Source organism: Alphaproteobacteria bacterium (assembly GCA_041396705.1).
Classification (GTDB): Bacteria; Pseudomonadota; Alphaproteobacteria; order CALKHQ01; family CALKHQ01; genus CALKHQ01.
This window is the reverse complement of record JAWKYB010000029.1, coordinates 1-24682: the sequence shown is the minus strand read 5'-3', so window position 1 is coordinate 24682 and position 24682 is coordinate 1. Positions and strand designations below refer to the sequence as shown.

Annotated in this window: 24 protein-coding genes and 1 pseudogene; 17 read left to right on the top strand and 8 right to left on the bottom strand. The window is 70.6% G+C overall.

The genetic code is table 11. From position 1 onward, the window contains the following. The first annotated feature begins 97 nt into the window (after window positions 1–97). Window positions 98–1903 (top strand): class I poly(R)-hydroxyalkanoic acid synthase, encoded by a 1806-nt coding sequence (gene phaC / locus R3F55_25735; protein ID MEZ5670775.1) that lies wholly within the window; start codon window positions 98–100, stop codon window positions 1901–1903. Between the two features lie 60 nt (window positions 1904–1963). Beyond that, the gene (locus R3F55_25730) at window positions 1964–2539 is read left to right on the top strand and encodes a hypothetical protein (protein ID MEZ5670774.1); all 576 of its coding nucleotides are present in this window, start codon (window positions 1964–1966) and stop codon (window positions 2537–2539) included. 11 nt (window positions 2540–2550) lie between these two features. Here the strand turns inward: R3F55_25730 and R3F55_25725 are convergent. Then, window positions 2551–3056 (bottom strand): annotated as a pseudogene (locus R3F55_25725) (GNAT family N-acetyltransferase). Between R3F55_25725 and R3F55_25720 the strand changes: the two are divergent. Next, window positions 3055–3426 carry a hypothetical protein gene (locus tag R3F55_25720; protein MEZ5670773.1) on the top strand — a complete coding sequence of 124 codons (372 nt, stop codon included), beginning with the start codon at window positions 3055–3057 and terminating at the stop codon, window positions 3424–3426. The pseudogene R3F55_25725 and the gene R3F55_25720 overlap by 2 nt on opposite strands. A gap of 189 nt (window positions 3427–3615) precedes the next feature. Here R3F55_25720 and R3F55_25715 read toward each other — a convergent pair whose 3' ends face one another. Then, complete coding sequence (locus R3F55_25715; protein ID MEZ5670772.1) at window positions 3616–3960, bottom strand: hypothetical protein; 345 nt, start codon at window positions 3958–3960, stop codon at window positions 3616–3618. Between the two features lie 520 nt (window positions 3961–4480). Next, window positions 4481–4996 carry a gamma carbonic anhydrase family protein gene (locus R3F55_25710; GenBank protein ID MEZ5670771.1) on the bottom strand — a complete coding sequence of 172 codons (516 nt, stop codon included), beginning with the start codon at window positions 4994–4996 and terminating at the stop codon, window positions 4481–4483. Between the two features lie 177 nt (window positions 4997–5173). On the opposite strand from R3F55_25710, the gene gmd reads away from it, so the two are divergent. The 6 genes from gmd to R3F55_25680 all read left to right on the top strand — a co-directional run bounded on the left by gmd (window position 5174) and on the right by R3F55_25680 (window position 10804). Next, a complete protein-coding gene (gmd, locus tag R3F55_25705) occupies window positions 5174–6220 on the top strand; it encodes a GDP-mannose 4,6-dehydratase (GenBank protein MEZ5670770.1) in 1047 nt (348 codons plus the stop codon). Further along, on the top strand, window positions 6213–7154 hold the full coding sequence (locus tag R3F55_25700; protein ID MEZ5670769.1) for a GDP-L-fucose synthase: 942 nt from the start codon (window positions 6213–6215) through the stop codon (window positions 7152–7154). The genes gmd and R3F55_25700 overlap by 8 nt, the downstream gene beginning before the upstream one ends. A 404-nt stretch (window positions 7155–7558) precedes the next feature. Next, window positions 7559–8680: a glycosyltransferase family 4 protein gene (locus R3F55_25695; protein ID MEZ5670768.1), complete on the top strand. Its 1122-nt coding sequence runs from the start codon at window positions 7559–7561 to the stop codon at window positions 8678–8680. A gap of 116 nt (window positions 8681–8796) precedes the next feature. Next, entirely contained in the window at window positions 8797–9819 is a 1023-nt protein-coding gene (locus R3F55_25690; GenBank protein ID MEZ5670767.1) for an AI-2E family transporter, read from the top strand. 87 nt (window positions 9820–9906) lie between these two features. Further along, on the top strand, window positions 9907–10050 hold the full coding sequence (locus tag R3F55_25685; protein ID MEZ5670766.1) for a hypothetical protein: 144 nt from the start codon (window positions 9907–9909) through the stop codon (window positions 10048–10050). Between the two features lie 157 nt (window positions 10051–10207). Then, on the top strand, window positions 10208–10804 hold the full coding sequence (locus R3F55_25680) for a hypothetical protein (GenBank protein MEZ5670765.1): 597 nt from the start codon (window positions 10208–10210) through the stop codon (window positions 10802–10804). 225 nt (window positions 10805–11029) lie between these two features. Here the strand turns inward: R3F55_25680 and R3F55_25675 are convergent, their stop codons facing one another. Beyond that, entirely contained in the window at window positions 11030–13387 is a 2358-nt protein-coding gene (locus R3F55_25675; GenBank protein MEZ5670764.1) for a DUF1989 domain-containing protein, read from the bottom strand. Window positions 13388–13575: 188 nt separating this feature from the next. On the opposite strand from R3F55_25675, the gene R3F55_25670 reads away from it, so the two are divergent. Together R3F55_25670 and folP are read left to right on the top strand one after the other, a co-directional pair. Then, window positions 13576–14061 (top strand): flavin reductase family protein, encoded by a 486-nt coding sequence (locus R3F55_25670; GenBank protein MEZ5670763.1) that lies wholly within the window; start codon window positions 13576–13578, stop codon window positions 14059–14061. Then, the gene (gene folP, locus R3F55_25665; GenBank protein MEZ5670762.1) at window positions 14054–14935 is read left to right on the top strand and encodes a dihydropteroate synthase; all 882 of its coding nucleotides are present in this window, start codon (window positions 14054–14056) and stop codon (window positions 14933–14935) included. Before R3F55_25670 ends, folP begins: the two co-directional genes overlap by 8 nt. On the opposite strand, the gene folK is transcribed toward folP, so the two are convergent. Together folK and R3F55_25655 are read right to left on the bottom strand one after the other, a co-directional pair. Further along, complete coding sequence (folK, locus tag R3F55_25660) at window positions 14932–15519, bottom strand: 2-amino-4-hydroxy-6-hydroxymethyldihydropteridine diphosphokinase (protein MEZ5670761.1); 588 nt, start codon at window positions 15517–15519, stop codon at window positions 14932–14934. The genes folP and folK overlap by 4 nt on opposite strands. After that, window positions 15516–16160 (bottom strand): tetratricopeptide repeat protein, encoded by a 645-nt coding sequence (locus R3F55_25655; GenBank protein MEZ5670760.1) that lies wholly within the window; start codon window positions 16158–16160, stop codon window positions 15516–15518. Before R3F55_25655 ends, folK begins: the two co-directional genes overlap by 4 nt. Window positions 16161–16446: 286 nt before the next feature. On the opposite strand from R3F55_25655, the gene R3F55_25650 reads away from it, so the two are divergent. From R3F55_25650 to R3F55_25630, 5 genes are all read left to right on the top strand, one after another. Beyond that, entirely contained in the window at window positions 16447–17577 is a 1131-nt protein-coding gene (locus R3F55_25650) for a sugar ABC transporter substrate-binding protein (GenBank protein ID MEZ5670759.1), read from the top strand. A gap of 167 nt (window positions 17578–17744) precedes the next feature. Next, on the top strand, window positions 17745–19262 hold the full coding sequence (locus R3F55_25645) for a sugar ABC transporter ATP-binding protein (GenBank protein ID MEZ5670758.1): 1518 nt from the start codon (window positions 17745–17747) through the stop codon (window positions 19260–19262). Next, window positions 19259–20308, top strand: a complete 1050-nt coding sequence (locus R3F55_25640) for an ABC transporter permease (GenBank protein MEZ5670757.1) — start codon at window positions 19259–19261, stop codon at window positions 20306–20308. Before R3F55_25645 ends, R3F55_25640 begins: the two co-directional genes overlap by 4 nt. Window positions 20309–20319: 11 nt before the next feature. Next, window positions 20320–21258 carry an ABC transporter permease gene (locus R3F55_25635; GenBank protein MEZ5670756.1) on the top strand — a complete coding sequence of 313 codons (939 nt, stop codon included), beginning with the start codon at window positions 20320–20322 and terminating at the stop codon, window positions 21256–21258. A 25-nt stretch (window positions 21259–21283) separates the two neighbouring features. Continuing rightward, a complete protein-coding gene (locus R3F55_25630) occupies window positions 21284–22261 on the top strand; it encodes an alpha/beta hydrolase (protein ID MEZ5670755.1) in 978 nt (325 codons plus the stop codon). Window positions 22262–22300: 39 nt separating this feature from the next. On the opposite strand, the gene R3F55_25625 is transcribed toward R3F55_25630, so the two are convergent. Further along, a complete protein-coding gene (locus R3F55_25625) occupies window positions 22301–22669 on the bottom strand; it encodes a hypothetical protein (protein ID MEZ5670754.1) in 369 nt (122 codons plus the stop codon). A gap of 207 nt (window positions 22670–22876) precedes the next feature. Between R3F55_25625 and R3F55_25620 the strand changes: the two genes are divergently transcribed. After that, window positions 22877–23830, top strand: coding sequence for a hypothetical protein (locus R3F55_25620; protein ID MEZ5670753.1), 954 nt, complete (start codon window positions 22877–22879; stop codon window positions 23828–23830). 385 nt (window positions 23831–24215) lie between these two features. On the opposite strand, the gene R3F55_25615 is transcribed toward R3F55_25620, so the two are convergent. Then, a partial coding sequence (locus R3F55_25615; protein MEZ5670752.1) for a LysR substrate-binding domain-containing protein occupies window positions 24216–24682 on the bottom strand: 467 nt, incomplete at its 5' end.

Below are 24682 nucleotides of genomic sequence, written 5' to 3'. Positions count from 1 at the left end.
CACCAACATCCCGGTGCACGCAGCCGGCCGGTGCGGCTATTCTGCCGTGACCGGCGCGCAGGCGGACCGGCAGCCGAGCCAAGCGAAGGAACCCGACATGGCCGACGACAACGCGACGCAGCAGACGATTCCCGATCCGGTGGCGATCGCCCAGACCGTCGCGAAGATCGCCGAGCGCAGCCAGAAGATCGTCGTCGACTTCATGCAGCGGCAGAACGGCCAGTCCGGCGGCCAGTTCGGCATGTCCGACCCGCTGAACGTCGCCGGCGCCTTCGTCGAGATGACCACCCAGATGATGGCCAACCCGGCCAAGCTGGTGAAGGCGCAGATCGACCTGTGGCAGACCTATGTCGACCTGTGGACCAACTCGGCCAAGCGGATGATGGGCCACGAGACCGAGCCGCTGATCATGCCGGAGCGCGGCGACCGCCGCTTCAAGCACTCGGACTGGGACGACAACGCCCTGTTCGACTTCGTCAAGCAGAGCTACCTGCTGACCGCGCGCTGGATGCAGTCGACCGTGCGCAGCGTCGACGGTCTCGACGACAAGACCGCCAAGAAGGTCGATTTCTACACCCGCCAGTTCGTCGATGCGATGGCACCGTCGAACTTCGTCGTCACCAACCCCGAGGTTCTTCGCACGACGGTTGAAAGCGGTGGCGACAACCTGTTGAAAGGGTTGGATAACCTGCTGCGCGATCTGGAGCGCGGCAAGGGCCAGCTCCACATCAAGATGACCGAGAGCGACGTGTTCAAGCTGGGCGAGAACATCGCCGTGACGCCCGGCAAGGTCGTCTACCCGAACGATTTCCTGCAGCTGCTGCAGTACCAGCCGACCACCGAGAAGGTGTTCAAGAAGCCGCTGCTGATCATCCCGCCGTGGATCAACAAGTACTACATCCTCGACCTGCAGCCGAAGAACTCGTTCATCAAGTGGGCGGTCGACCAGGGCCACACCGTGTTCGTCGTGTCCTGGGTCAACCCGGACCGCGAGATGGCGCAGCAGAGCTTCGAGCACTACATGCTGGACGGGCCGCTGGCCGCGCTGGGCGCGATCGAGAAGGCGACCGGCGAGAAGAGCGTCAACGTCATCGGCTATTGCCTGGGCGGCACCCTGCTGGCCTGCGCCCTGGCCTACATGAAGGCGAAGGGCGACAAGCGGGTGGCCAGCGCCACCTTCTTCACCACGATGATCGACTTCTCCGAGCCCGGCGAGCTCGGCGTGTTCATCGACGAGGAGCAGCTGGCGACGCTGGAGGAGCGGATGGCCCAGCGCGGCTTCCTGGAGGGCCACGAGATGGCCACCACCTTCAACATGCTGCGCGCCAACGACCTGATCTGGACCTTCGTGGTCAACAACTACCTGATGGGCAAGGACCCGTTCCCCTTCGACCTGCTGCACTGGAACTCGGATTCCACGCGGATGCCGGCCGCGATGCACAGCTTCTACCTGCGCAACATGTACCAGGAGAACCGGCTGGTGGTGCCCGGCGGCATCACGCTGGACGGCGTGCCGATCGACCTGTCGACCGTGGACACGCCCAGCTTCTTCCTGTCGACGCGCGAGGACCATATCGCGCCGTGGACCTCGACCTTCGCCGCCACCAACCTGTTCGCCGGCCCGGTCAGGTTCTGCCTGGCCGCGTCGGGCCACATCGCCGGCGTGATCAACCCGCCGGGCGCCAACAAATACTCCTACTGGACCGCCAGCCGCGCCGCGAAGACGGCGGAGACCTGGCTGCGCAACGCCGCCGAGACGCCGGGCAGCTGGTGGCCGGAATGGCAGAAGTGGATCGAGAAGCAGGCCGGACCGCTGGTCGCCGCCCGCAAGCCGGGCGACGGCAAGCTGAAGCCGATCGAGGACGCGCCCGGCAGCTACGTCCGCGTGCTGGCGCAGGACTGAGCGGCGGCCGGCCGGCCGGACGGGAGAACCGGGCAGGCAAAGACACGGCGGAGGAATGCGATGCCGCTGACGATCTGCAACAACGTCGACCACGCGGGCCTGGCCAACGACATCCTCGACCGCGCTCTCAGAATCAATCTTCGTCACCGCGGCGGGGCCGGCATGGGCGGCTATTGCGTGGCCAACAACACTGCGCAGGCCACCGCACTCGGCACCCAGGGCGCCGGTCCGTGCCAGATCATCGTGGTACACAAGGCCAACGGCATCGGCGCCGTCGGCCACTACGCCGCAAACCCCGATCCCAGGGCGATCCTCGCCGGCCTCGTCAGCATGGTCGTCGCGGTCGGCGGCGTGCCGATCGACACCATCGTGTTTGCGGCTGGGGATGGCGTCGGCCCCACCAATCTGCAGCAGAAGGCATATGAAATGCTGATCGTTGCCGGCGCCAGCCACCGCTATCCGGGGGCGACGGTGCTGTGGCCCACCTTCCCCGCCGGCGAGGCGAACTGGGGATCGTGCATCTATCTGCCGCTCAGCAGCGAACTTGCCCTGTTCGACTTGCTGCCCGGCAATTTCGGCGGCCAGGCCGACCCGGGCGCAGGCGTCTCGGAGCGGAACTACCGGCCCTATCCCTAAAGCGGTCTGCCTCACAGCCTCCGGTACATCACATGGGCGTCGACCAGGCGGCCCAGCGCCAGGTTGTCGAACGCCTCCGGGATGGTGCCGATCACCGCGAAGCCCAGGTCGCGCCACAGCGCGACGGCGGGGCGTTGGTGCTGACCACCAGGTTGAACTGCATCGCGCGATAGCCGAGCCGCCGTGCCTCGGCCAGCGCATGCGCGCCCAGCAGCCGGCCGACGCCGCGGCCGCGCGCGGCCGGCGCAACCATGAAGCTGGCGTTGGCAACGTGCGCGCCCAGCCCGGGCTGGTTGTCCTTGACGATGTAGCTGCCGACGACGGCGCCGTCGGCCTCGGCGACGAAGGCGTGCTTGTCGGCGGCGAGCCAATAGGCCAGCGCGGTCGCCCGGTCGGTATCCGGCGGGAAGGCATAGGCGTCGCCGGCGCGGACCACGGCGTGGAAGATCGCCCAGATGCCGTCGGCATCCGCCGCGACGGCCGGCCGGATCGCTGTCGGCGATGCGTGCGTGTCCATGGCCCAGGATGCGGTCGCCGCCGCCGGGATGCAAACGGCGCGACACCGCCCGCGGCATTTCGCGGCGTTCCGTTACATTTCTTCGCATTTGTCTAACAAATGTAGTTGGGAATCCGCCGTGCCGATCCGTACCTTCCCGCTTGTCGCCGCACGCGCTGTCGGGGCGCCCATCGGTGGGGGACTCATGGGCAAGCTCATTTCGGCAGGTCTGTTGTGCGGCGCCGCAGCGCTCATCGCGCTCACCGGCGACCTGTTCGGCGAGCGCGACGCCCGGGCGGTGGTCTGCGGCGCCGCCGACGGTTGGATCGGCGCGGCGCACGACAGCCCAACGCCGCCGCACTGCTTGCCGGCCGAGTGGGGACCGGCATAGCGGCGGGCGTTCCGCGAGCGCAATCGCTGCCGCCACGGTCATCCTTGTGGGGGAGGATCCGTGGGGGCAGCACCCGGCGCAGGCCCGCTGCACGCGGCCGCGCCAGCATCCAGACGGCAACCGGCGATCGGGCCGGCCGGCCCGCGGCGCACAGGCAGAGCGCGCGGCGCCGGCCGGCCTTCGGCGTCGTCAGGCCGGCCGGCCGGTCGGTGTGAACGGGCGGAACTCGATGCCGAGGCGGCGTCGGGCCGGGCCGACGTCGAACGCCTTGTCCTCGGCCGTACGCCGCAGCGTCGCCGCCGACCGGCAGCCGCAGCCGCAGGCGGCGAGCCCGTCGAGCAGCGCCGCCACCGGCCGCACCGGCACCGGCACGATCCAGGCGCGGCGGCCGACCGCGGCCGCGCAGGCGCGGGCGAAATCGCGATAGCTGATCGGCGCCGGCCCGGCCAGCACGATCGGCTCGCCGGGTGCCTCCGGCGCGGTCAGCGCCGCCATGAACGCCGCCACCACGTCGTCGCCGTGGACCGGCTGCACGCTGTGGCGGCCGCCGTCGAGGCAGCGGGGTCGGCACCGGCAGGATGCGCGGCCAGCGCCGATAGTAGCCGGTCAGCACGCTGACCGTGCGCTCGCCCTCCAGCCCATAGATCATCGACGGATGCAGCATCACCGCCTCGACCGGCGAAGCGGCGCGGAACGCCTGGAATGCCGCCTCGCCCGCCCGCACCGCGTCGGCCGCGGCGTCGGGCAGGCGCGTGAACTTGCGCGTGCTGCCGGTGACGATCGCGCGGACGCAGGTCGGCGGCAGAGCCTGCAGCACGGCCCCGGCAAGCGGGCGTGGGCCAGGCTGACCACGTGGGTCGCCCCGGCCAGTGCGGCCGGCAGCCCTCCGGCCGGGTCAGGTCGCACAGCCGGTGGGTGCAGCCCGGCGCCCGCGCGCGCAGGCGCTCGGCATCGCGGCCGACCGCGACGACGTCGTGGCCGGCCGCGACCATCGCCGCGGCGACCCGGCGCCCGGGCTTGCTGGTCGCCGCGATCAGCGCGAGCCGCATCGCGGTCAACCGGCGTCGCGGTATTCGGCGGCCAGCGCGGCGTAGCGGGCGGCGCTGGCCGGGATGTCGGCCGCCTCTTCCGGCGTCAGCCGGCGGATCGCCTTGGCCGGCCGGCCGGCCCAGACCTCGCCGGCCGGCACGCGCTTGCCCGGCGTCACCAGCGCGCCGGCGGCGACCATCGCGCCGCTTTCCACCACCGCGCCGTCCATCACGCAGGCCTGCATGCCGACGAAGCAGCCGTCGTGCAGGGTGCAGTCGTGCAGCAGCGCCATGTGGCCGACCGTGACGTCGTCGCCGATATGGGTGCCCTGCCCGATCCGCGACACATGCACCACCGTGCCGTCCTGGATGTTGGTGCGCGCGCCGATTCGCACCACATTCACATCGCCGCGCACGATCACGCCGAACCACAGGCCGGTCTGCGCGCCGACCCAGACGTCGCCGGCGACCACCGCCGTCGAGGCGACGAAGGCGTCGGGCGCGATGCGCGGCAGCACCGCGCGATAGGCCAGGATCGGCATGGTTGGGGCGACCCGCTGTTAACCCGGTATTGAACGACGGCCGACACAGTTGTCCCCGCTTCCCGGCGGGTCAAGGTGCAGAATCCTTGCCGGCGGGGTCCACGCGATGGATAACGCGGCACGACAGTCCCCCGGGCGGCCGATTTGCCGAGCGCCGCCATCCGGCAAGAGGAACGCATGAAGACAGCACTGATCACCGGCATCACCGGCCAGGACGGCTCCTACCTGGCCGAGCTGCTGATCGCCAAGGGCTACGAGGTGCATGGCGTGATCCGCCGGTCGTCCAGCTTCAACACCGGCCGGATCGACCACCTCTACCAGGATCCGCACAAGATGAACGTGCCGCTGCGGCTGCACTATGGCGACCTCAGCGACGGTGCCGGCATGCGCCGGATCATCGGCGAGACCGCGCCGGACGAGATCTACAACCTCGGCGCCCAGAGCCACGTGCGCGTGTCGTTCGACCAGCCGGAGTTCACCGCCGACGTGGTCGGCGTCGGCGCGCTGCGGGTGCTGGAGGCGGTGCGCGACGCCCAGCAGGCGCTGGGCAAGCGGATCAAATACTACCAGGCCGGTTCGTCGGAGATGTTCGGCGCCGCCGCGCCGCCGCAGGACGAGAACACGCCGTTCTATCCGCGCAGCCCCTATGCGGTGGCGAAGGTCGCGGCCCACTGGTACGCGATCAACTACCGCGAGGCCTACGACCTGTTCGTCTGCAACGGCATCCTGTTCAACCACGAGAGCCCGCGCCGCGGCGAAACCTTCGTCACCCGCAAGATCACCCGCGCGCTGACCCGCATCAAGCTGGGCCTGCAGGACAAGCTGTATCTCGGCAACCTCAGCGCGAAGCGCGACTGGGGCTTCGCCGGCGACTATGTCGAGGCGATGTGGCGGATGCTGCAGGCCGACGCGCCCGACGACTATGTGGTGGCGACCGGCGAGGCGTATTCGGTGCAGCAGTTTCTCGACCTCGCCGCCGGGATGGTCGGGCTCGACCCGAAGCGGATCGTCGAGACCGACCCGCGCTATCTGCGTCCGACCGAGGTCGACCACCTGCTCGGCGATCCGTCGAAGGCCCGCGCAAAGCTGGGCTGGACGCCGACGGTCAGCTTCGAAGGCCTGGTGCGGATGATGGTGGAGCACGACATGGAACTGGCGCGGCAGGAGGCGGTCCTGCGCGAGGCCGGCATGTCGCCGAACATGAGGGCAGCCTCCGGTGGATAAGCACAGCAGGATCTACGTCGCCGGCCATCGCGGCCTGGTCGGCTCCGCCGTCATGCGCAAGCTGGCGGCGGCCGGCCACGACCGGCTGATCGTCCGGACCAGCAAGGAGCTGGACCTGCGCGACGCCCGCGCGGTCGACGCATTCTTCGCGGCGGAACGGCCGGAATACGTGTTCATGGCTGCTGCCAAGGTCGGCGGCATCCACGCCAACAACACCTATTCCGGCGACTTCATCCGCGACAACCTGATGATCCAGAACGCGGTGATCGACGCGGCCCACCGCCACGGCGTGGCCAAGTTCATGTTCCTCGGCTCGTCGTGCATCTATCCGCGGATGGCGCCGCAGCCGATCCCGGAGACGGCGCTGCTGAGCGGCCCGCTGGAGCCGACCAACCAGGCCTATGCCGTCGCCAAGATCGCCGGCATCGAGCTGTGCCGTTCGCTGCGGGTGCAGTACGGCTTCGACGCAATCAGCGTGATGCCGTCGAACCTGTACGGCCCGGGCGACAATTTCGACCTGGAGAACGCCCATGTGCTGCCGGCGCTGATGCACCGCTTCCACAATGCGCGCCAGGCCGGCGACGCCGAGGTGACCGTGTGGGGCAGCGGCAAGCCGCGACGCGAGTTCCTGCATGTCGACGACCTGGCCGACGCGCTGCTGTTCCTGATGCACGAGTATGACGACGAGGCGATCGTCAACGTCGGCGCCGGCGACGACATCGCCATCGGCGACCTCGCCCAGCTGATCAAGGACACGGTCGGCTTCGAGGGCCGGCTGACCCTGGACGCCAGCAAGCCCGACGGCATGCCGCGCAAGCTGCTGGACAGCACCAAGATCAACGGCCTCGGCTGGAGGCCGCGCATCCCGCTCGACGAAGGCGTGGCCGGCACCTATCGCTGGTTCGTCGACCACCTGGCCGACGCCCGGCGCTGACGCGGCAGGCCTGACGCGGAGTGCAACAGCGCACCCTCCCCCGCAGCGGGTGAGGGTTGGGGAGAGGGCGGTGGCACGATCCTCTTTGACCGCAGTCATGCCCGGGCAAGAGAGCTCTTGCCCGCGCGCTGCCGCCTGCCTTCCAGCAACGCGCCGTCGCCCCCACCCCCACCCACCCCCCGTCCGGGGGGCGGGGGGGGCGCCGCCCGCCCGCTGTGCGGCGGCGGTGTCAAACACGCCATTGCGTTGCGTTCTTCGCGGCCCCGCATCCCTCAGTCGTCATGCCCGGGCTTGTCCCGGGTATCCACGTCTGTGCGGCGGCCCCGTCCGCAAGCCGTTGATGCTCGGGACCGGCCCGAGCAAGACGGCTCCGGTTCGGGCTGGCGCGGCCGGACGGCGGGCGGATGAAGATCGCCCAGCTCTGCGCGGTCGACTTCTCGCTGCGGCACTTCCTGCTGCCGCTGATGCGGGCGCTGCGCGACGCCGGCCACGAGGCGGTCGGCATCTGCGCCGAGGGCCCGCTGCTGGCCGACGTGCGCGCCGCCGGCTTCCGGGTGGAGACGGTGCCGTTCGAGCGCAGCTTCGACCTGCGCGCCCATCGCCGCGCCTATCGTGCGCTGCTGCCGCTGCTGGCGCGCGAGCGCTTCGACATCGTCCACACCCACACGCCGATCGCTTCGGTGATCGGCCGGATGGCGGCGCGCAAGGCCGCTGTGCCGCGCATCGTCTACACCGCGCACGGCTTCTATTTCCACGAGCGGATGCCGGGCTGGAAGCGGGCGCCGTTCGTGGCGCTGGAACGCTATGCCGGCCGCATGACCGACGTGCTGTTCACCCAGTCGCAGGAGGACGCGGAGACGGCGCGCCGGCTGCGGCTGTGCCGCACCGGCGACGTGCAGGCGATCGGCAACGGGGTCGACCCGGCGACCTTCGGCCCGGACCCGGCAGTGCGGGCGCGGGTGCGCCGCGACCTCGGCGTCGGCGACGACCGGCCGGTGATCATGATGACCGGCCGGCTGGTCGCCGAGAAGGGCTATCCGGAGCTGATCGCCGCCATGCGCGCCGTCGACGCGGCGCTGTGGATCGTCGGCGAGCGGCTGGCCAGCGACCACGCCTCCTCGGTCGCCGCCGCGCTGGCCGCGGCGGAGGCCGACCCGGTGCTGCGCGGCCGCGTGCGCCTGCTCGGCGATCGCAAGGACGTGCCCGACCTGCTGCGCGGCGCCGACATCTTCACCCTGCCCTCGCATCGCGAAGGCATGCCGCGCTCGATCATCGAGGCGATGATGACCGGGCTGGCGGTGGTGGCCACCGACATCCGCGGCAGCCGCGAGGAGGTGGTGGCGGAGGAAACCGGCCTGCTGGTGCCGGTCGGCGACGCCGACCGCCTTGCCGCCGCGCTGGCCCGGCTTGCCGGCGACCCCGCGCTGCGCGCGCGGATGGGCGCCGCCGGGCGCACCCGCGCGCTCGACCTCTACGACGAGGCCAAGGTGATCGACCGCCAGCTGCGCCATCTCGGTCTCGCCTGAGCCGCGCGCCGGCATGGCGGCCGGCACGGCGACCGGCTAGGATGCGCGCCGTCCAGGCTGCCCGCCCGCTGTGCCCATCCGGCAGCCGATCCTGGTTCCGGTGAGCGGCAATGGCGATGACGCGGCGTTCGATCTCGCTTCTGGTGGCCGGCGGCGTGCTGGTCGCGGTGCTGGTGATCGCACCCGACGTGCCGCTGGTGGTGTTCGCCGGCATCCTGCTCGGCCTGTTCCTGCGCGGCGGCGGCGACTGGATCGCGGCCCGGCTGAAGATCGGCCAGATGCTGGGCATGGCCGCCTTCGTGCTGACACTGGTGCTGATCGGCGTGGCGATCGCGCTGCTGGCGGCCCCGCTGATCGCCGTGCAGTTCGACGAGCTGATGGTGCGCATCCCGGCGGCGGCCGAGGGCCTGATGCAGCAGATCCGGCAATATCCCTGGGGCGAGGACCTGCTGGCGCAGCTGCGGCCCGAGGGCATGCTGCGCACCGGCGGCGCCGGCGTCGCGGCGGCGGCGGCGACCACCTTCGGCGCCTTCGGCCATGTGGTGGTCATCCTGATCGTCGGCATCTACATGGCGATCAACCCGGGGCTGTACCTGCGCGGCGTCAGGCAGCTGTTCGCGCCGTCGCTGCGGCCGCGGGCGGAAGAGGTGATGCACGCCACCGCCTCCACCCTGCGCCGCTGGCTCGCCGCCCAGATCCTGGCGATGACCACGGTCGGCGTGCTCAGCTGGATCGGGCTGTGGATCCTCGGCATCCCGCTGGCGCCGATGCTGGGTCTGATCGCCGGCCTGTTCGCCTTCATCCCCAATGTCGGGCCGATCCTGTCGATGATTCCCGGCGTGCTGCTGGCGCTGCCGATGGGAACCGAGACCGTGATCTGGACGGTCGGGGTCTACATGGCGGTGCAGGCGATCGAGACCTACCTGGTCACCCCGATCGTGCAGCGCGAGATGGTGGCGCTGCCGCCGGCGCTGACCATCACCGTGCAGATCCTGCTCGGCGTGCTGTTCGGCATCTTCGGCCTGATGCTGGCCACCCCGATCGCGGCCGCCTGCATGACGCTGACCCGGATGCTGTATGTCGACTACCTGGACGGCGAGCCGGGCGCGAAGCCGGCGAAGGCTGCGCGGGGAAAGTGACGGCCGGCCCTGCGCGCCGGCGCCATGCAGACGGCATGTCCGCACCGTGTCGCGGCGACGTTCGGCGACTGCCCCTGGGCCGATGACGTGGTCCCTGATCGACTCGACGTCGGCGCCTTCGGTCGGGACTGGACCAGGATACTGGTGCCGATGTCCGGCCGCGTCGCCGTGATCGGCGGCGGCTCGGGCGGCACCGGCGGCGGGGGCGGCCTTCGCCGGCTGACCGGCTAGGCATTCCGCGCTCGCGCGCAACCGGTCTGCGGCGCTATTCGTTGGCGGTGCGGCCGTTGCGTCGTCCGGGGAGGTCGGAACAAGGGTGAGGTGGTTGGTATCGCGGCGCGCCGGGGACCTGCCAGCCCCGCTCGCACTGCCTTGGGCGCTCAGGCCGTTGCAGTCGGCACAGACCGGGCGCGAAGTGCTGCCAGACGGCCGGATCAGGTTCTGGATCCGGCACGCGGTGCTGAAGGGCGTGACCCCGCGGATGCTGCACTGGTGGTTCTGCCATCTCGAAGGCGAGATCGAGGTCGATGGCAGGCGTCTGCCGCGCTATCGGGTCTGGCATCCGCGCGACCACATCCGCGTCGGCTATGCCCGGCGCCGGCCGGACGGCAGCATCGGTCCGGGGGCCGCGATCAGCCTGAAGGAGGTGCTCGGCCGCGACCCGCGCTACGTCGTCGACGTGGTCACCGAGATCGAGAAGCTCGACGAGGAGGGCTTCATCCACAACCCGCGCGCCCACGGGCTGACCGGCTTCGCCCGGATGGAGTACGCCTTCACGCCAGTGCCGGACGGCACGCTGTACGAGAACTGCCTGATCTTCGGCCGCGCCGCGTGGTGGTTCCGGCTGGTCCGGCCGTTGCTGGAACCGCTGGTGTTTCCCCGCGGCCAGGGCGAAGCCTGGCTGCGCCACAATGTCGAGGAGGTCGGCAGTCTGGAGCACTTCCTGCCGGCGCTGTTCCGGCGGGAGACCGGACAGCCGGACTAGCCGTTGTTGCCTGCGCCGGCATGCTGGCGTCCGTGAGACCATGACCGCCGCTCCGGCATTGCGGTGCGGCCCGACCAGTTGCATGTCCGCAAGCAGGCCACCTCGACTGCGGCCGCCCGCATGACGCTGACACGGATGCTGCATGTCGACCACCTGGACACCGAGCCCCGCGCAAAGCCGGCGAAGGTCGGGAGGGCGAAGCAACGCTGTGGATGCGCCGCCGCCTCAGGCCAGCCCGCGCGGCTTCTTCTTCTCCGGGTCGTAGAACGGGAATGGCACCACGGTGGCGGGGATGCGTTTCTGGTGGCCGTCGAGCTTGCCGACCTCGACCTCGGTGCCCGGCGCGGCGTGCTGTACCGCCATCCGGCACAGCGCGACGGTCTTGTTCAGGATCGGCGAGCGGCAGCCGGAGGTGACGACGCCGACCTGGGCACGGCCGACATGGACGCAGTCGCCGTGCACCGCCGGCTCGTCGCCGGCCAGCTCCAGGCCGACCAGCCGGCGCTGCGGGTGCTCCTTGCGCTCGATCAGCGCCGCCTTGCCGACGAAGTCCTCCTCGCTCTTCAGCCCGACCGTGAAGCCGATGCCGGCCTCGAACGGGTCGACCTGGTCGTCGAACTCATAGCCGTAGAAGATCAGCCCGGATTCGATGCGCAGCACGTCCAGCGCCTCCAGCCCCAGCGGCAGGATGCCGTGGGCGGCGCCGGCGTCGAACACCGCGTCCCACACGCCCGGCGCGTCCTTCGGATGGCACCAGACCTCGTAGCCGCGCTCGCCGGTATAGCCGGTGCGGCTGACCATCACCGGGATGCCGTGAAAGCCGCCGATCCGCCCGATGCAGAAGCGGAACCAGTCGATCTCCTCCACCGACGGCTGCGCCGGCGGGGTCCAGATCACCTGGCGCAGCACGTCCAGGCTCTTCGGGCCCTGCACCGCGATGTTGTGCAGCTGGTCGGTCGCGCTCTTCACGTTGACCCGCCAGCCGTTCTCGCGCGCCAGATCGCGCAGCCACACCCCGCTGTAGTCGTCACCGCAGATCCAGCGGAAGTTGTCGGGGCCCATGCGGAACACGGTGCCGTCGTCCAGCATGCAGCCGGTCTGGTTGCACATCGCGGTATAGGCGATGGCGCCCGGCGCGATCCGCTTCACGTTGCGGGTCAGCGCGTGCTGCATCAGCGCCTCGGCGTCCGGGCCCATCACGTCGAACTTGCGCAGCGGCGACAGGTCCATCGCCACCACGCCCTCGCGGCAGGCCCAGTATTCGGCCTCGCGGCCGTGGTTGTTGAACTTCGTCGGCAGCCAGAAGCCGCGATACTCGACGAAGTTGCGGGTCAGCGCCGACGTGCGCGGATGGAACCCGGTCTCGCGGGTCAGCTGGGCTTCGGAATCGGGTGTCATGCGATAGGCCACCGCTCTCTTGAATTCATGCTCGGCCGGGTAGACCCGGACGTGGACCTCGGTCGGGTTCCAGCCGTTGGCCGGGTCGATGTCGTCGGGACAGGCCGACGAGGCGCAGACCAGGTCGGTGCAGGCGCGGAACAGCACATAGTCGCCCGGCCGCGACCAGGACTCGGCGCCGTGATAGGCATTGGCGTCGTCGACCGCGGTGTTGAAGAACAGGTTCAGCGCGGTCCAGCCGATGCGCGGGCCGATCCCGTGTTCGGCCAGCGCCGCGTTGAAGTTGTCGGAGCAGTTGCGGTGGCCGAAATAGCCCATGTCCTCGTAGTAGCGGCTGGCGCAGGCGAGGCCGAAGCTGTCGTGGCGGCCGCAGGTGTCCTGCACCAACTCGACCCCGGCGTCCATGTCGCGGTCGAACATCTTCGACAAGAGCCCCGGCGTCGGATAGCTGAGGCCGAGCAGCGTGCGGGTGGTGGTGGCGTCGAGCTCGCGCTCGATGCCGCGGTCGAGCTTGCGCCGGTCGAAGGCCTGGAAGTCGGAGCACTGGCGGCCGTCGACGTCGATGATCTGGATGTATTGGCCGGCGGCGACGGTGTAGGCGATCGCGCTGGCCCGGTCGACCCGCGCCTCCCACAACGGCTCGGCCAGCGGCGGCGGCAGCGGCCGGGCGCCAATGTCGTTCGGCAGCGCGGCGCGCTCGACCCGGACCAGGATGTCGGTCGGCGGCCCCATCTCGCCCGGCTCCATCGCGCCGCCGACGGCGATCACCGCGACGGTCGCGGCGCGCGCGGCGACGAAACCGGCGCTCTCCCCGGCCGGCGAGAGCGGATCGTCGAACAGGACGATGGCCGGCACATCCGCCGGCTCGACCCCGGCGGCGGCCAGCAGGCCGGCCACCGGCACGACGCTGGGCGACGGCGTCGCCAGCATGGCGGCCAGGCCGGCCGTCGGACCGCGCGCGACCGCGCCGAGGACCGCCGGATCCGGCCGGCCGTCGGGACCGAAGGCGAGGATCGCGCAAGCCTGGCCGCCCTCCGCGTCGGTCGCGGTCAGCCGGTCGCCCGGCGCCAGGGCGACGGTCAGCGCGCCGCCGCCGCGGGCGCGATAGCGCTCCACGCCGGGAAGATAGGGAACGATCCCCGGCTCCAGCACCCGGGCGCGTTGCCGGGCGGCCAGCTCGGTCATCGGTGTCTCCCGCGCTGCTGCGGCGAAGGTCCGGGCCGACTATGGCGCAGACCATAATGGACCGCAAGCGGTCCGGTTTTGGTACAAAGCGGACCATACAAAGGACCAATCTTGGCTCCGCTTCGGTTCTTTGGCCTTCCAAAACGCCGGTCCGCGCCGCACATTGCGGCGGGGAGGACCTTGAGCCGATGCAGATCGAACCACGCCAGTTCCGCGATGCCCTGGGCGGATTCTGCACCGGCGTCACGGTGGTGACCACCCGCGCCGCGGACGGCGAGCTGCTGGGCATTACCGCCAGTTCGTTCAACTCGGTGTCGCTGGCGCCGCCGCTGGTGCTGTTCAGCCTGGACCGCAATGCCTATTCGGTCGCCAAGTTCCAGCAGGCCGGCCACTTCGCGGTCAACGTGCTGGCCCGCGAGCAGAACGAGCTGTGCATGCGCTTCGCCCGCCCGCTCGGCGACAAATGGAGCGGCGTCGACTTCGAGGTATGGCAGACCGGCGCGCCGATCCTGCCCGGCTGCGTCAGCAACTTCGACTGCCGCACCTACGCGATCTACGACGGCGGCGACCATCTGATCTTCCTCGGCGAGGTGCTGCGCATGCAGACCCAGCCGGACCTGGATCCGATGATCTACTACCGCGGCGGGTTCCACGGCCTGACCGACGATGGCTGAACCGCCGCTGCTGCGCCGCTGGTCCGACATTCCCGGCTACGGCGCCCGCACCCTGGTGATGGGCGTCGTCAACGTGACCCGCGATTCCTTTTCCGGCGACGGGCTGATCGCGGAAGGCACCGACCACATCGCCGCGGCGGTCGACGTTGCCCGCGCCATGGCGCGCGACGGCGCCGACATCCTCGACATCGGGGCCGAGAGCACGCGGCCGGGGGCGGAGCCGGTGCCGGACAGCGCCGAGCGCGCCCGGCTGGTGCCGGTGATCGCGGCGGTGGCATCCGCGGTCGACCGCCCGATCTCGGTCGATACCCGTCATGCCCGCACCGCGGCCGCCGCGCTCGATGCCGGCGCCGCCATCGTCAACGACGTTTCCGGGCTGACTCACGATGCGGCAATGGCGCCGCTGTGCGCGGATCGGTGCGTGCCGGTGGTGGTCATGCACAATGCGGCCAAGGGCACGGTGCAGAAGACCGCGCTCGGCGGCCGCTATGTCGATGCCGCCTATGGCGACGTGGTGGCGGAAGTGCGCGACACCCTGGCCGCCCTGGCCGCCCGCGCCGTCGCGGCGGGCATCGAGCCGGCCGCGATCTGCCTCGACCCCGGCATCGGTTTCGGCAAGACGGTCGAGCAGAACCTGCGGCTGCTCAACCGCCTCGATGCGCTGCGCCCGCTCGGCTATCCGCTGCTGCTCGGCGCATCGCGCAAGAGCTTCATCGGCTACACGCTCGACCTGCCGCTCGACGAGCGGCTGGAGGGCACCGCGGCCACGGTGGCGCTCGGCATCGCGCGCGGCGCCGCCGTCGTGCGGGTGCACGACGTCAAGGCGATGGCCCGGGTTGCCAGGATGACCGACGCGATCCTGGCGGCAGGCTAGCCGGATGCCGCGTCCGCGCCGTCGTCGGCGATCGGGCCGAGCGAGACGCAGTCCTCCGCCTCCGCCGGCAAGGCACGCAGCATCGCCTGGACGCTCTGCCCGGTAACCGGGTCGCGCAGCGCCGGCGCCACGTCGGCGACCGGCATCAGCACGAAGCCGCGCTCGCCCCGCAGCGGGTGGGGAATTGCCAGCACAGGCGTGCTGACCTGCCAGTCGTCGTAATAGACGATGTCGAGATCGATGTGGCGCGGGCCGTAGCGTGCGGCGCGCACCCGGCCCAGGTCGCGTTCGATCTGCTGGGTCACCTCCAGCAGCTCGTGCGGCGCCAGCACGGTGCGGCCGCGCACCGCCATATTGAGGAAGTTGGGCTGGTTCTCCACGTAGCGCGGCGCGGTGGCATAGACGTTCGACACCGCCAGGCCGTCGAGCCAGAGGCGCAGCCGGGCCACGGCGCGGCGCAGGGTCTGGGTGCGATTGCCCAGATTGGCGCCCAGCGCGATGACCACGTCGCGGCGCGGCGGCCCGTCCGGGCGCCGCGCGGCCGCGACCGGCGTGCCGGGCGGCTCTGCGGGCAGCGGCCTCATTCCGACAGGAAGATGCCGGCGGCCTGGGCGCCGAGGTAGATCGACATCGCGGCCGTGCCGATCAGCGCCGGCACGAAGCCGACGGCGTCCAGCACGTCCGCCGGTTCGGCCCGGCTGCCGATCTGCGCCATGCGCTGGGCGACGTCGAGCCCGGCATAGTAGAGCGCGAGCTGGTCGGCCATCGTCTGCACGCGCGGGTCCTCGACCGGGCGGTTGACCCGGCCCGCCGCCACGTTGCGGAAGCTGGCGGCGACACTGGCGGCCGGGCTGGAATCGGCCCACTCGATACGGCGGGCGAAAAACAGCGCATAGTCCTTGTCGGCCTCGCGGCCGGCGTCGCGATAGGCCGCCGCCAGCCCGGTCCAGGCCTGCGGGTTGGCCGGCCAGCGTGCGATCGCCGCCTCGTACTGGGCGATCGCCGCGTCCATGCGGCCGGCGGCATAGTCGGCATTGCCGGCCTCCGCCAGCGCCCGCGACCCGGCGAAATCGTAGTCGGTGCTGGGCCGGAAGGGCGCCGGCTCGGCCATTTCCTCGGCGACCGGCGCCGCGTCGGTGCCCTCGTCGGTCAGGTCGCCGAACCAGACGCAGCCGCAGAGCGCGACGGAGCCGAGCGGAATCACGAGCCAGCGGAGCCAAGCCATGCCGCATGCAATAGGCCGGCGCCCGTGGCCCGACAAGCGCCAATCGGCCCGCGCGGCTACGCATGGCGCGCCGCGGGGGCGACGGCGTGCCGCACCGCCCGGCGGCACGGCCGCTTCATACAGTGGTGCGCGCAGAGCCGGCCGCGCGCCAGCCGGCGCAATTCGTGTGACGAATGCATGTCGCCCGTTGACGGGAACCCCGGAATACCGAACAATCCTGCTGCGTTCCGGCGCACAGGGGCCGGTTCAAGACTAAAACCAACACGTGTGGGATTGGAGGGAACGTATGTCCAGAATCGCAAGCGCTACCGTCGCGGTGCTGGGTGCCGGGTTGCTGAGCGCAACCACGGCGCTGGCCGACCCGGCGGTGGTCGAAGGCCCGGGCTATCTGCCCGAGTGCTTCGCGCCGTGGAGCGCCGAGACGCAGTATTTCCAGTGGGAGCCGCGCGAGGGACCCTATCGCATCGCGCTGGTCAACGGCTTCGTCGGCAACACCTGGCGAATCCAGATGATCCAGACCGCGAAGGCATTCGCCGAGCAGCCGGGCATCGCCGAGAACATCGCCGAGTTCAAGATCGTCTCGACGGGCACCGACGCGGCCGCCCAGCTCGGCGCGATCGAGGACTTCATCAACCAGGGCTATGACGCGATCGTCACCATCGCGGTGTCGCCGACCGGCTTCGACCGCGTGATCCGCCTGGCCAACCGCAACAACGTGGTGCTGGTGCCGTTCGACAACATCCTCGACACGACCGACGTGATGATGGTCAACGAGGACCAGTTGGAGCTCGGCCGCCTGTCCGGCCAGTGGCTGGTCGACCATGTCGGCACCAGCGGCAAGATCCTCGAGGTGCGCGGCCTGCCGGGCAACTCGGTCGACCGCGACCGGCACCTCGGCTTCCGCGAGGTGATGGAGGCCGACGGCAACAACTTCGAGATCATCGAGGTCGTCGGCAACTGGGCCGACGGCGACGCGCAGAACGCGACCGCCGACGCGATCGCGGTGCACGGCCAGTTCGACGGCGTGTTCACCCAGGGCGGTTCCACCGGTACCGTGCAGGCGATGATCGACGCCGGCCACCCGTTCGTGCCGGTCGCCGGCGAGGCCGAGAACGGCTTCCGCAAGCTGATCGCGCAGCACGCGGGCGATGGCCTGCTGGGCATCAGCATCGGCCAGTCGCCGGGCCTGGTCGCGATCTCGATGAAGGCCGCGATCTCCGCCCTGCAGGGCAACCCGATGCCGCAGCTGATCTCGGTGCCGTTGCCGATGGCCGACTACGAGACGCTGGAGGATGGCGTCAACTACTGGTCCGACCTCGGCGACAACTTCTTCACGCCGAACGAGTTCCCGCCGTGCGACGTGAACATCACGGCGCCGGAGATCATGGCGCAGACGGCCGAAGACGTACTCGAATAAGCCGAGCCGGCTGACGTCCGATCGACCGGGGCGCCGCAGGTCCACCAGGGCCCGCGGCGCCCCTTTTCCTGATCACGCCAGTGATCGCGCCACCAGGGGACGGGAGGCGGACCCACTTGAGCGACACATCCCCGGCGCGCGCCGCGGCCGGCGCGCCCTATCTGCAGATGACCGGCGTCACCAAGCGCTACGGCGGCGTCACCGCGCTGTCCGATGTCGACTTCGCCTGCCGGCGCGGCACGATCCACGCCGTCCTCGGCGAGAACGGCGCCGGCAAGTCGACCCTGATCAAGATCATCTCCGGAGTGGTCACGCCCGACGAGGGTTCGATGTCGCTGGACGGCCAGACGGTGACCTTCACCTCGCCGCTGGAGGCGAATGCCAAGGGCGTGGTCTGCATCTTCCAGGAACTGTCGCTGATGCCCGACCTGTCGGTGGCGGACAACATCTGCATCACCGACCCGCCGCGCACGGCGCTGGGCCTGATCGACGGCCGCGCCCAGCGGCGCCGGGCAGAGGAACTGCTCGCCCGCGTCGGCTGCGAGGACATCAACCCGCTGGAGCGCGTGCGCAACCTGCCGCTGTCGCGCCGCCAGATGGTGGAGATCGCCAAGGCGCTGGGCCGCAGCCCGTCGCTGCTGATCCTCGACGAGGCCACATCGGCGCTGACCAGCTCGGACGTGGAGAAGGTGTACGCCATCCTGCACAAGCTGAGGAACGACGGCCTTTCCCTTCTGTACATCTCCCACCGCATGCACGAGATCGAGGCGCTGGCCGACGCCTGCTCGGTGTTCCGCAACGGCCGCCACGTGCAGACCTTCGGCAAGGGCGAGCGCAGCGAGACCGAGATCGTGCAGATGATGATCGGCCGCGAGATGAGCCACGTCTACCCGCCGAAGCCGCAGCGCGACCGGGCGCCGGAGCCGGCGCTGGAGGCGGTCAACCTGGCCTGGGACCCGGTGCTGAAGCCGCTGAGCTTCCAGGTCGGCAAGGGCGAGATCGTCGGTCTCGGCGGCCTCGACGGCCAGGGCCAGCGCGAACTGCTGCTGGCGCTGTTCGGCGTGCTGCGCGGCACCTCCGGCAGCGTCAGGGTCAACGGCGGCACCCGCGGCCCGGCCAGCCCGGCCGACGCCAAGCGCAACCGCGTCGGCATGGCGCTGATCCCGGAGGACCGCAAGACCGAAGGCCTGATGCTGCCGATGTCGATCGCGGAGAACATCTCGATCGCCGCGCTGCCGCAGATGACCCGGGGCGGCATCATCGACCGCGCCGCCGAGGCCAAGCGGATCGAGGAGGCGATCGCCCGGATGCAGATCAAGATCGGCAGCCCGGCCGATCCGGTCGCCACGCTGTCCGGCGGCAACCAGCAGAAGGTGGTGATCGCCAAGTGGCTGATGACCGACCCGCACATCGTGCTGCTGAACGACCCGACCCGCGGCATCGACGTCGGCACCAAGCAGGAGATCTACCAGCTGCTGCGCCGCATGGCCGATGCCGGCGCAGCGGTGCTGTTCTACACCACCGACTATGACGAGCTGATCGGCTGCTGCGACCGCGTGCTGATCATGTACGACGGCGCCATCACCACCACGCTGGAAGGCGACCAGATCAACGAGACCAATATCGTCAGCCATTCGCTGAACCTGCCGTCGGCGGCAAGCGCGCAGGGAGCGCACGTGCAATGAACGACCTCCGCCTCAGACTGACCCAGAATGTGGGCTTCCTGCTCGCCATCGGCATGTTCCTGGCGCTGTACGTCGCCTACAACTTCATGCACCCGTCGGGCTTCAGCGGCCGGCTGTTCCTGCAGAACATGAACGAGAGCTTCGCCCTGATCATGGCCGGCATGGCGCAGACCGTGCCGGTGCTGCTCGGCGGCCTCGACCTGTCGGTCGGCCCGATGATGACCATGGTCAACTGCCTGGCCTCCGAGCTGCTCAACGGCAGCATCTGGGAAATCCTGCTCGGCGTCGTCATCTGCATGGCGGTCGGCGCGCTCGGCGGCTTCGTCAACGGCTGCATCGTCGTGCTCGGCCGCATCCAGCCGATCATCGCGACGCTGGCGACCGGCGCCATCTTCGTCGGCATCGCGCTGTTCCTGCGGCCGACGCCCGGCGGCGACGTCGACGGCGACTTCTCCTGGGCGATGACCAACGACATGAACGAGTTGGGCTACACCTATGGCTGGTGGGAGGACATCGGCGGCATCGGTCTGGTGCCGATCCCGTTCATCCTGCTGGTGCTGATCGTGGTTGCATTCTGGCTGCCGTTCAAGCGCTCGACCACCGGCCGCGGCTGCTATGCCATCGGCTCGGCCGAGCCGGCGGCCTACATGTCCGGCGTCAACATCAACCGGTCGAAGATCGCGGCGTTCACCCTGGGCGGGCTGTTCGCGGCCTGCGGCGGCATCTACCTGGCGCTGCAGACCGGCAGCGGCAACGCCGACCTGGCCCAGGCCGGCCAGTACACGCTGCTGTCGATCGCGGCGGTGGTGATCGGCGGCACCTCGCTGTTCGGCGGCATCGGCGGCTGCGTCGGCACGATCTTCGGCGCGCTGGTGCTGCGCGCGATCTCGTTCATGTTCCGCGTGTTCGACCCGGAATCGGCGCTGGGCTTCCTGTCCGACCCGCTGCTGCAGCCGCTGGTCGAGGGCCTGATCCTGCTGTTCGCGGTCAGCCTGGGTGCGGCCAAGGTTCTGCGTGAGCGGAACCGGCTGTCGCTGTTCAGCTAGGAGCGGCCGCCATGCCCAAGATCGACAAGCCGATCCTGATCGCCTGCGCCTTCATCGTCGTCATCCTGCTGGTCGGCAGCGGCTACACCCTGGCCACCCAGGGCACGCTCAGCTTCCTGTCGCCGGATTACCTGCTGCAGCAGCTGCAGATCGCCAGCTTCCTCGGCATCACCGCCGCCGGCATGATGCTGGTCATCCTGATGGGCCACATCGACCTGTCGGTACCGTGGACCCTGGCCACCTCGGCGATGATCGCGGCGGCGATCGGCGGGCCGTGGGCGATCCTGATCGGCATCGCGGTCGGGCTGGTCATCGGCCTGATCAACGGCATCGGCGTCGCCGTGCTGCGGGTGCCGTCGATGATCTTCACCCTCGGCGTCAACACCGTGCTGCTCGGGCTGATGGTGATCCTGACCGGCGGCCACGCGCCGCAGGATTCGGCCACCGAGGCCATGGTGTTCCTCGGCGGTGCGCGCACCTTCGGCATCCCGCACGCGCTGGCGATCTGGATCCTGGTCTCGGTCGCGATCGTGTTCGTGCTCTACCGCACTGCGCTCGGCCGCTACATCTACGCCATCGGCAACCGCGAGGCGGCCGCCTATCTGTCCGGCGTGCGCACCCGGCTGGTGATCATCGCCGCCTTCATGATGTGCAGCGTCTGCGCCGCCATCGCCGGCCTGCTGCTCGCCGGCCGCTCCGGCCGCGCCTTCCAGGCGATGGGCGACCAGTATCTGCTGCCGTCGATCGCGGCGGTGGTGCTTGGCGGCACCCACATCCTCGGCGGCCAGGGCAAGTATCTCGGCACCGTCGTCGGCGCGGTGATGATCGTGCTGCTCGATTCGGTGCTGTCGGTGATGCAGATGCCGGAGGCCGGCCGCCAGATCATCTACGGCTCGGTCATCATCCTGATGTTGCTGGCCTACGGCCGCGGCCAGAAGCTGCGCGCCTGAGCCGGACCCGAGCGGGAGACACGCGATGCGCCGCAGCTTTCCGGTGCCCACCACGCCGCCGCCGGGCCTGTCCGCCGGCCAGACCGCGATGTACCAGCGGCTGATCGACAGCGGCCGGCTCGGCACGCCGCTGCACCAGTTCCCGGCGCCGCAGGCGCGTGCGCTGGGCGAGGAGTTCAACCGGGTCTGGAACGAGGAGCCGCCGGCGATGCAGGCGGTGGAGGAGCGCAGGCTGCCCGGCCCGGCCGGCGACATCCGCGTGCGCCTCTATTTCCCGACGGCCGAACGGCCTGCGCCGACGCTGATCTTCATCCACGGCGGCGGCTGGGTGATCTGCTCGCTCGACACCCACGACCGGCTGTGCCGCCGGCTGGCCGAGGAGGGCCGTTTCGCGGTCGCCAGCATCGACTACCGGCTGGCGCCGGAGCACCGCTTCCCAGCCTGCTTCGACGACTGCCTCGCCGCGGTGCAGTGGCTCGCCAAGAACGGCGCCGACTGGGGTCTGGATACCGGCCGGCTGGCGCTGGGCGGCGATTCCGCCGGCGGCAACCTGACGCTGGCGACCGCGCTGGCGCTGCGCGATGCCGGCGCCAGCCCGCTGAAGCTGATGGCGCTGATCTACGGCGCCTTCGACCTCGGCTATGCCGGGCAATCCTACGAGACCTACGGCGGCGAGGAGTGGTTCCTGTCGACCGAATTCATGGAGTGGTTCCGCAACCATTACCTGAACAGCCTGGACGAGATCGACGACTGGCGCGCCTCGCCGCTGAAGGCCGACATGGCCGGTCTGCCGCCGGCCTACGTCAACGCCGCCCAGTGCGACCCGCTGCACGACGATTCGATCGCGCTGTGCCGCAAGCTCGATGCCGCCGGCGTGCCCTACACCTTCAACGACGTGCCCGGCGTGCTGCACGGCTTCATGATCTGGACCCGCGTGCTCGACGAGGCCAACAGCGAATGCAAGGCGATCGCCGCCGCCTGCAACAAGGCCTGGGGCCGCTGACCGGTCTCGGTCGCGCCGGCGCGGTGGCGGCTCAGTCGGCTATTGCGTGGTCTGGTTGCCGAGCGGCGCGACGGTGGCCGGCACGTCACCCGGACTCTGCTGCAACTGGTTGGTGATTCTGTCGGCGGCGGGCAGGTGCCTGCTCGAATAGGCCGGGTCCCACGCGCAGTCCTTGTCGAGATTCGGGTTCGCAATGACGTTGTTGCAGATCCAGCAGCCATTGGCGTAGCAGCACCAGGTGAGTGCGCCTCCGCTGCCGCTGCTGGCATTGCCGTAGGCCGCATCCGCAAAGCACTGGTCGGCGGTGCTTCCTGCGGTGCGACGTCCGACTGCTTGACTCTCGTCAGCGGAAAACGCAAGCAACAGCGCAGCGGCAAGCGCAGCGGTCGCCGAGACCATTCTTGTCATGATACACGCTCCTTGGCGGAACGCGCCGACACTACACCCGGGCCTGCGTGCCGTCGAGTGGACGCGGATTCCGTCGCCCCGCCACAGCATCGCCTCATTCGCCGCCGAGATTGAGGCTGTGGGGAACCGCGTCGGCGAGGAGACGCATGGCGGGCAGCCGCCCTTTCAGGCAGGTCGGGCATGACCCCGCGGGCTAGGCGCGCGGCGGTGACGTCCGCTGTCGCGGCGGCGTTGCTGGCCGCGGCGGGCGCCGGAGCCGGCCTGCACTGGGCCGCCGGCCAGGACTCCAAGCAGCTGACGCCCGACCCCGCCCTTGCCGCCGCGGCCGCACCGGCGCCGGACGCGCCGACGCCGGAGCCGGCCGGGTTGACCGAGGCCGAAAGCGCCCGCATCGCGCTCGCCGCCGCCCAGGCCCAGACCATCGCGCTCAGCGAGGAGGTGGCGCGGCTGCGCTGGCTGGCGCTGGCCGAGCGTCGCACCTGCGTCACCCCGCCGCCGCCGCCGCCGCCCGAACCGCCGGCGGTGGTGGAGGCCGAGCCGCCGGTCGAGCCCGAGCCGCCGGTGGAGCCGGAGCCGGTGGTGGTCGCCGAGGCCGCTCCGCCGCCACCGCCGCCGCCGGGCACGCCCGCGCTGATGCCGGCCCGCGAGCGGGCGCCGGACCCGCCGCCGCCACCGCCGCCGCCGCCGCAGGTGGCCGCCGTCACCGTGCCGCAGCCGCCGGTGCAGGTGGCACCGCCGCCCCCGCCACCGCCGTCGGATCCGGAGTTCGACAACCGCATCCGCCGCGAGGGCGGCCAGCAGGCGCAGCAGCTGGTGACGCTGATCTGGAACAACACCAACGACCTCGACCTGCACGTGGTCTGCCCGTCGGGCGAGCGGGTCTATTTCGCCAACATCGCCGCCTGCGGCAGCCGGCTCGATATCGACATGAACGCGTCGACCAACCAGCTTTCGACGGCGCCGGTGGAGAATATCGTCTGGCCGTCCGGCCTGCCCCGCGGCCGCTACCAGGTCTATGTCGACCACTACGCCAACCACGGCTCGCGCGACCCGACCCCGTTCCGCGTGCGCGTGCGCGTGGCCGGCGAGGAACGCGTGTTCAACGGCTCGATCCACTACGGCGAGCCGCCGCGCTTCATTACCGACTTCACCATCAACTGAAACGCCCGCACGGTGCGCCCTTCGAGACGCCGCCCTGCGGGCGGCTCCTCAGGGTGAGGGGCGCTGTGCGGGCGGTGGAGCACGGTCGGTCACCTGCCCGCGCGCAGGGTTGCCGCTGCCCGGTGTCCCACCCGTCCGCATCCACACCACCGGCCTCATAGCCTGGCCTGCCGCGCCCGCCGCGCCAGGATGCCTGCCACCTCCCCCATCTTCCTCAGCCTGAGGAGCGTGCCGAAGGCGCGCGTCTCGAAGGCCGCAACCCGGCCGCCGTGACCCCAATCGGAAGCACCCGCACGGTGCGCCCTTCGAGACGCCGCCCTGCGGGCGGCTCCTCAGGGTGAGGGGCGTTGTGCGAACCGTCGAGCGGCGCCGGGACGGCGCGGTCTCAACGGTGCTCCAGCGCCCGCACGATGGCGTCGCGCAGGCGCTCGGCGGCCGGGCCGATGCCGGTCGCAACCAGCAGCGCGATCTCGGTCTCGGCGAGGTCCGGCAGGCCGCTGTCGGCGCCCTCCAGCATGGCCAGGTCGGGCGGCACCATCTCCTTCGGCAGCACCGTGACGCCGAGCCCGGCACGCACCGCCGCCAACACGCCAGCCAGCGAACCGCAGGTATAGGCGATCCGCCAGGGCCGGCCGGCCTCGTCGAGCGCGTCGGTGGCCCGCTTGCGATAGACGCAGGGCCGCGGCGACACCGCCAGCGCCAGCGGGCCCTCGCCCGGACCCGCCGCGCCGTGGTCGCGCCCGGCCCAGACCAGCGGCTCGCGCCACACCCGGGTGCCGAGCCGGCGGTCGGCCGGCTGGCGCTTGACCAGCGCCAGGTCGAGGTCGCCGGCGTTGAACCGGTCCATCAGGT

Bases quoted from the DNA above. Each gene is read 5' to 3' on its own strand.
- R3F55_25695 (MEZ5670768.1), top strand. From the start codon at position 7,559: ATGAAGATCGCCCAGCTCTGCGCGGTCGACTTCTCGCTGCGGCACTTC.
- R3F55_25710 (MEZ5670771.1), bottom strand. From the start codon at position 4,996: ATGCCGATCCTGGCCTATCGCGCGGTGCTGCCGCGCATCGCGCCCGAC.
- R3F55_25670 (MEZ5670763.1), top strand. From the start codon at position 13,576: ATGCAGATCGAACCACGCCAGTTCCGCGATGCCCTGGGCGGATTCTGC.
- R3F55_25690 (MEZ5670767.1), top strand. From the start codon at position 8,797: ATGACGCGGCGTTCGATCTCGCTTCTGGTGGCCGGCGGCGTGCTGGTC.
- R3F55_25635 (MEZ5670756.1), top strand. From the start codon at position 20,320: ATGCCCAAGATCGACAAGCCGATCCTGATCGCCTGCGCCTTCATCGTC.
- R3F55_25640 (MEZ5670757.1), top strand. From the start codon at position 19,259: ATGAACGACCTCCGCCTCAGACTGACCCAGAATGTGGGCTTCCTGCTC.
- phaC (MEZ5670775.1), top strand. From the start codon at position 98: ATGGCCGACGACAACGCGACGCAGCAGACGATTCCCGATCCGGTGGCG.
- R3F55_25645 (MEZ5670758.1), top strand. From the start codon at position 17,745: ATGACCGGCGTCACCAAGCGCTACGGCGGCGTCACCGCGCTGTCCGAT.
- R3F55_25630 (MEZ5670755.1), top strand. From the start codon at position 21,284: ATGCGCCGCAGCTTTCCGGTGCCCACCACGCCGCCGCCGGGCCTGTCC.
- R3F55_25625 (MEZ5670754.1), bottom strand. From the start codon at position 22,669: ATGACAAGAATGGTCTCGGCGACCGCTGCGCTTGCCGCTGCGCTGTTG.
- R3F55_25650 (MEZ5670759.1), top strand. From the start codon at position 16,447: ATGTCCAGAATCGCAAGCGCTACCGTCGCGGTGCTGGGTGCCGGGTTG.
- R3F55_25730 (MEZ5670774.1), top strand. From the start codon at position 1,964: ATGCCGCTGACGATCTGCAACAACGTCGACCACGCGGGCCTGGCCAAC.
- folP (MEZ5670762.1), top strand. From the start codon at position 14,054: ATGGCTGAACCGCCGCTGCTGCGCCGCTGGTCCGACATTCCCGGCTAC.
- folK (MEZ5670761.1), bottom strand. From the start codon at position 15,519: ATGAGGCCGCTGCCCGCAGAGCCGCCCGGCACGCCGGTCGCGGCCGCG.
- R3F55_25720 (MEZ5670773.1), top strand. From the start codon at position 3,055: ATGGCCCAGGATGCGGTCGCCGCCGCCGGGATGCAAACGGCGCGACAC.
- gmd (MEZ5670770.1), top strand. From the start codon at position 5,174: ATGAAGACAGCACTGATCACCGGCATCACCGGCCAGGACGGCTCCTAC.
- R3F55_25655 (MEZ5670760.1), bottom strand. From the start codon at position 16,160: ATGGCTTGGCTCCGCTGGCTCGTGATTCCGCTCGGCTCCGTCGCGCTC.
- R3F55_25675 (MEZ5670764.1), bottom strand. From the start codon at position 13,387: ATGACCGAGCTGGCCGCCCGGCAACGCGCCCGGGTGCTGGAGCCGGGG.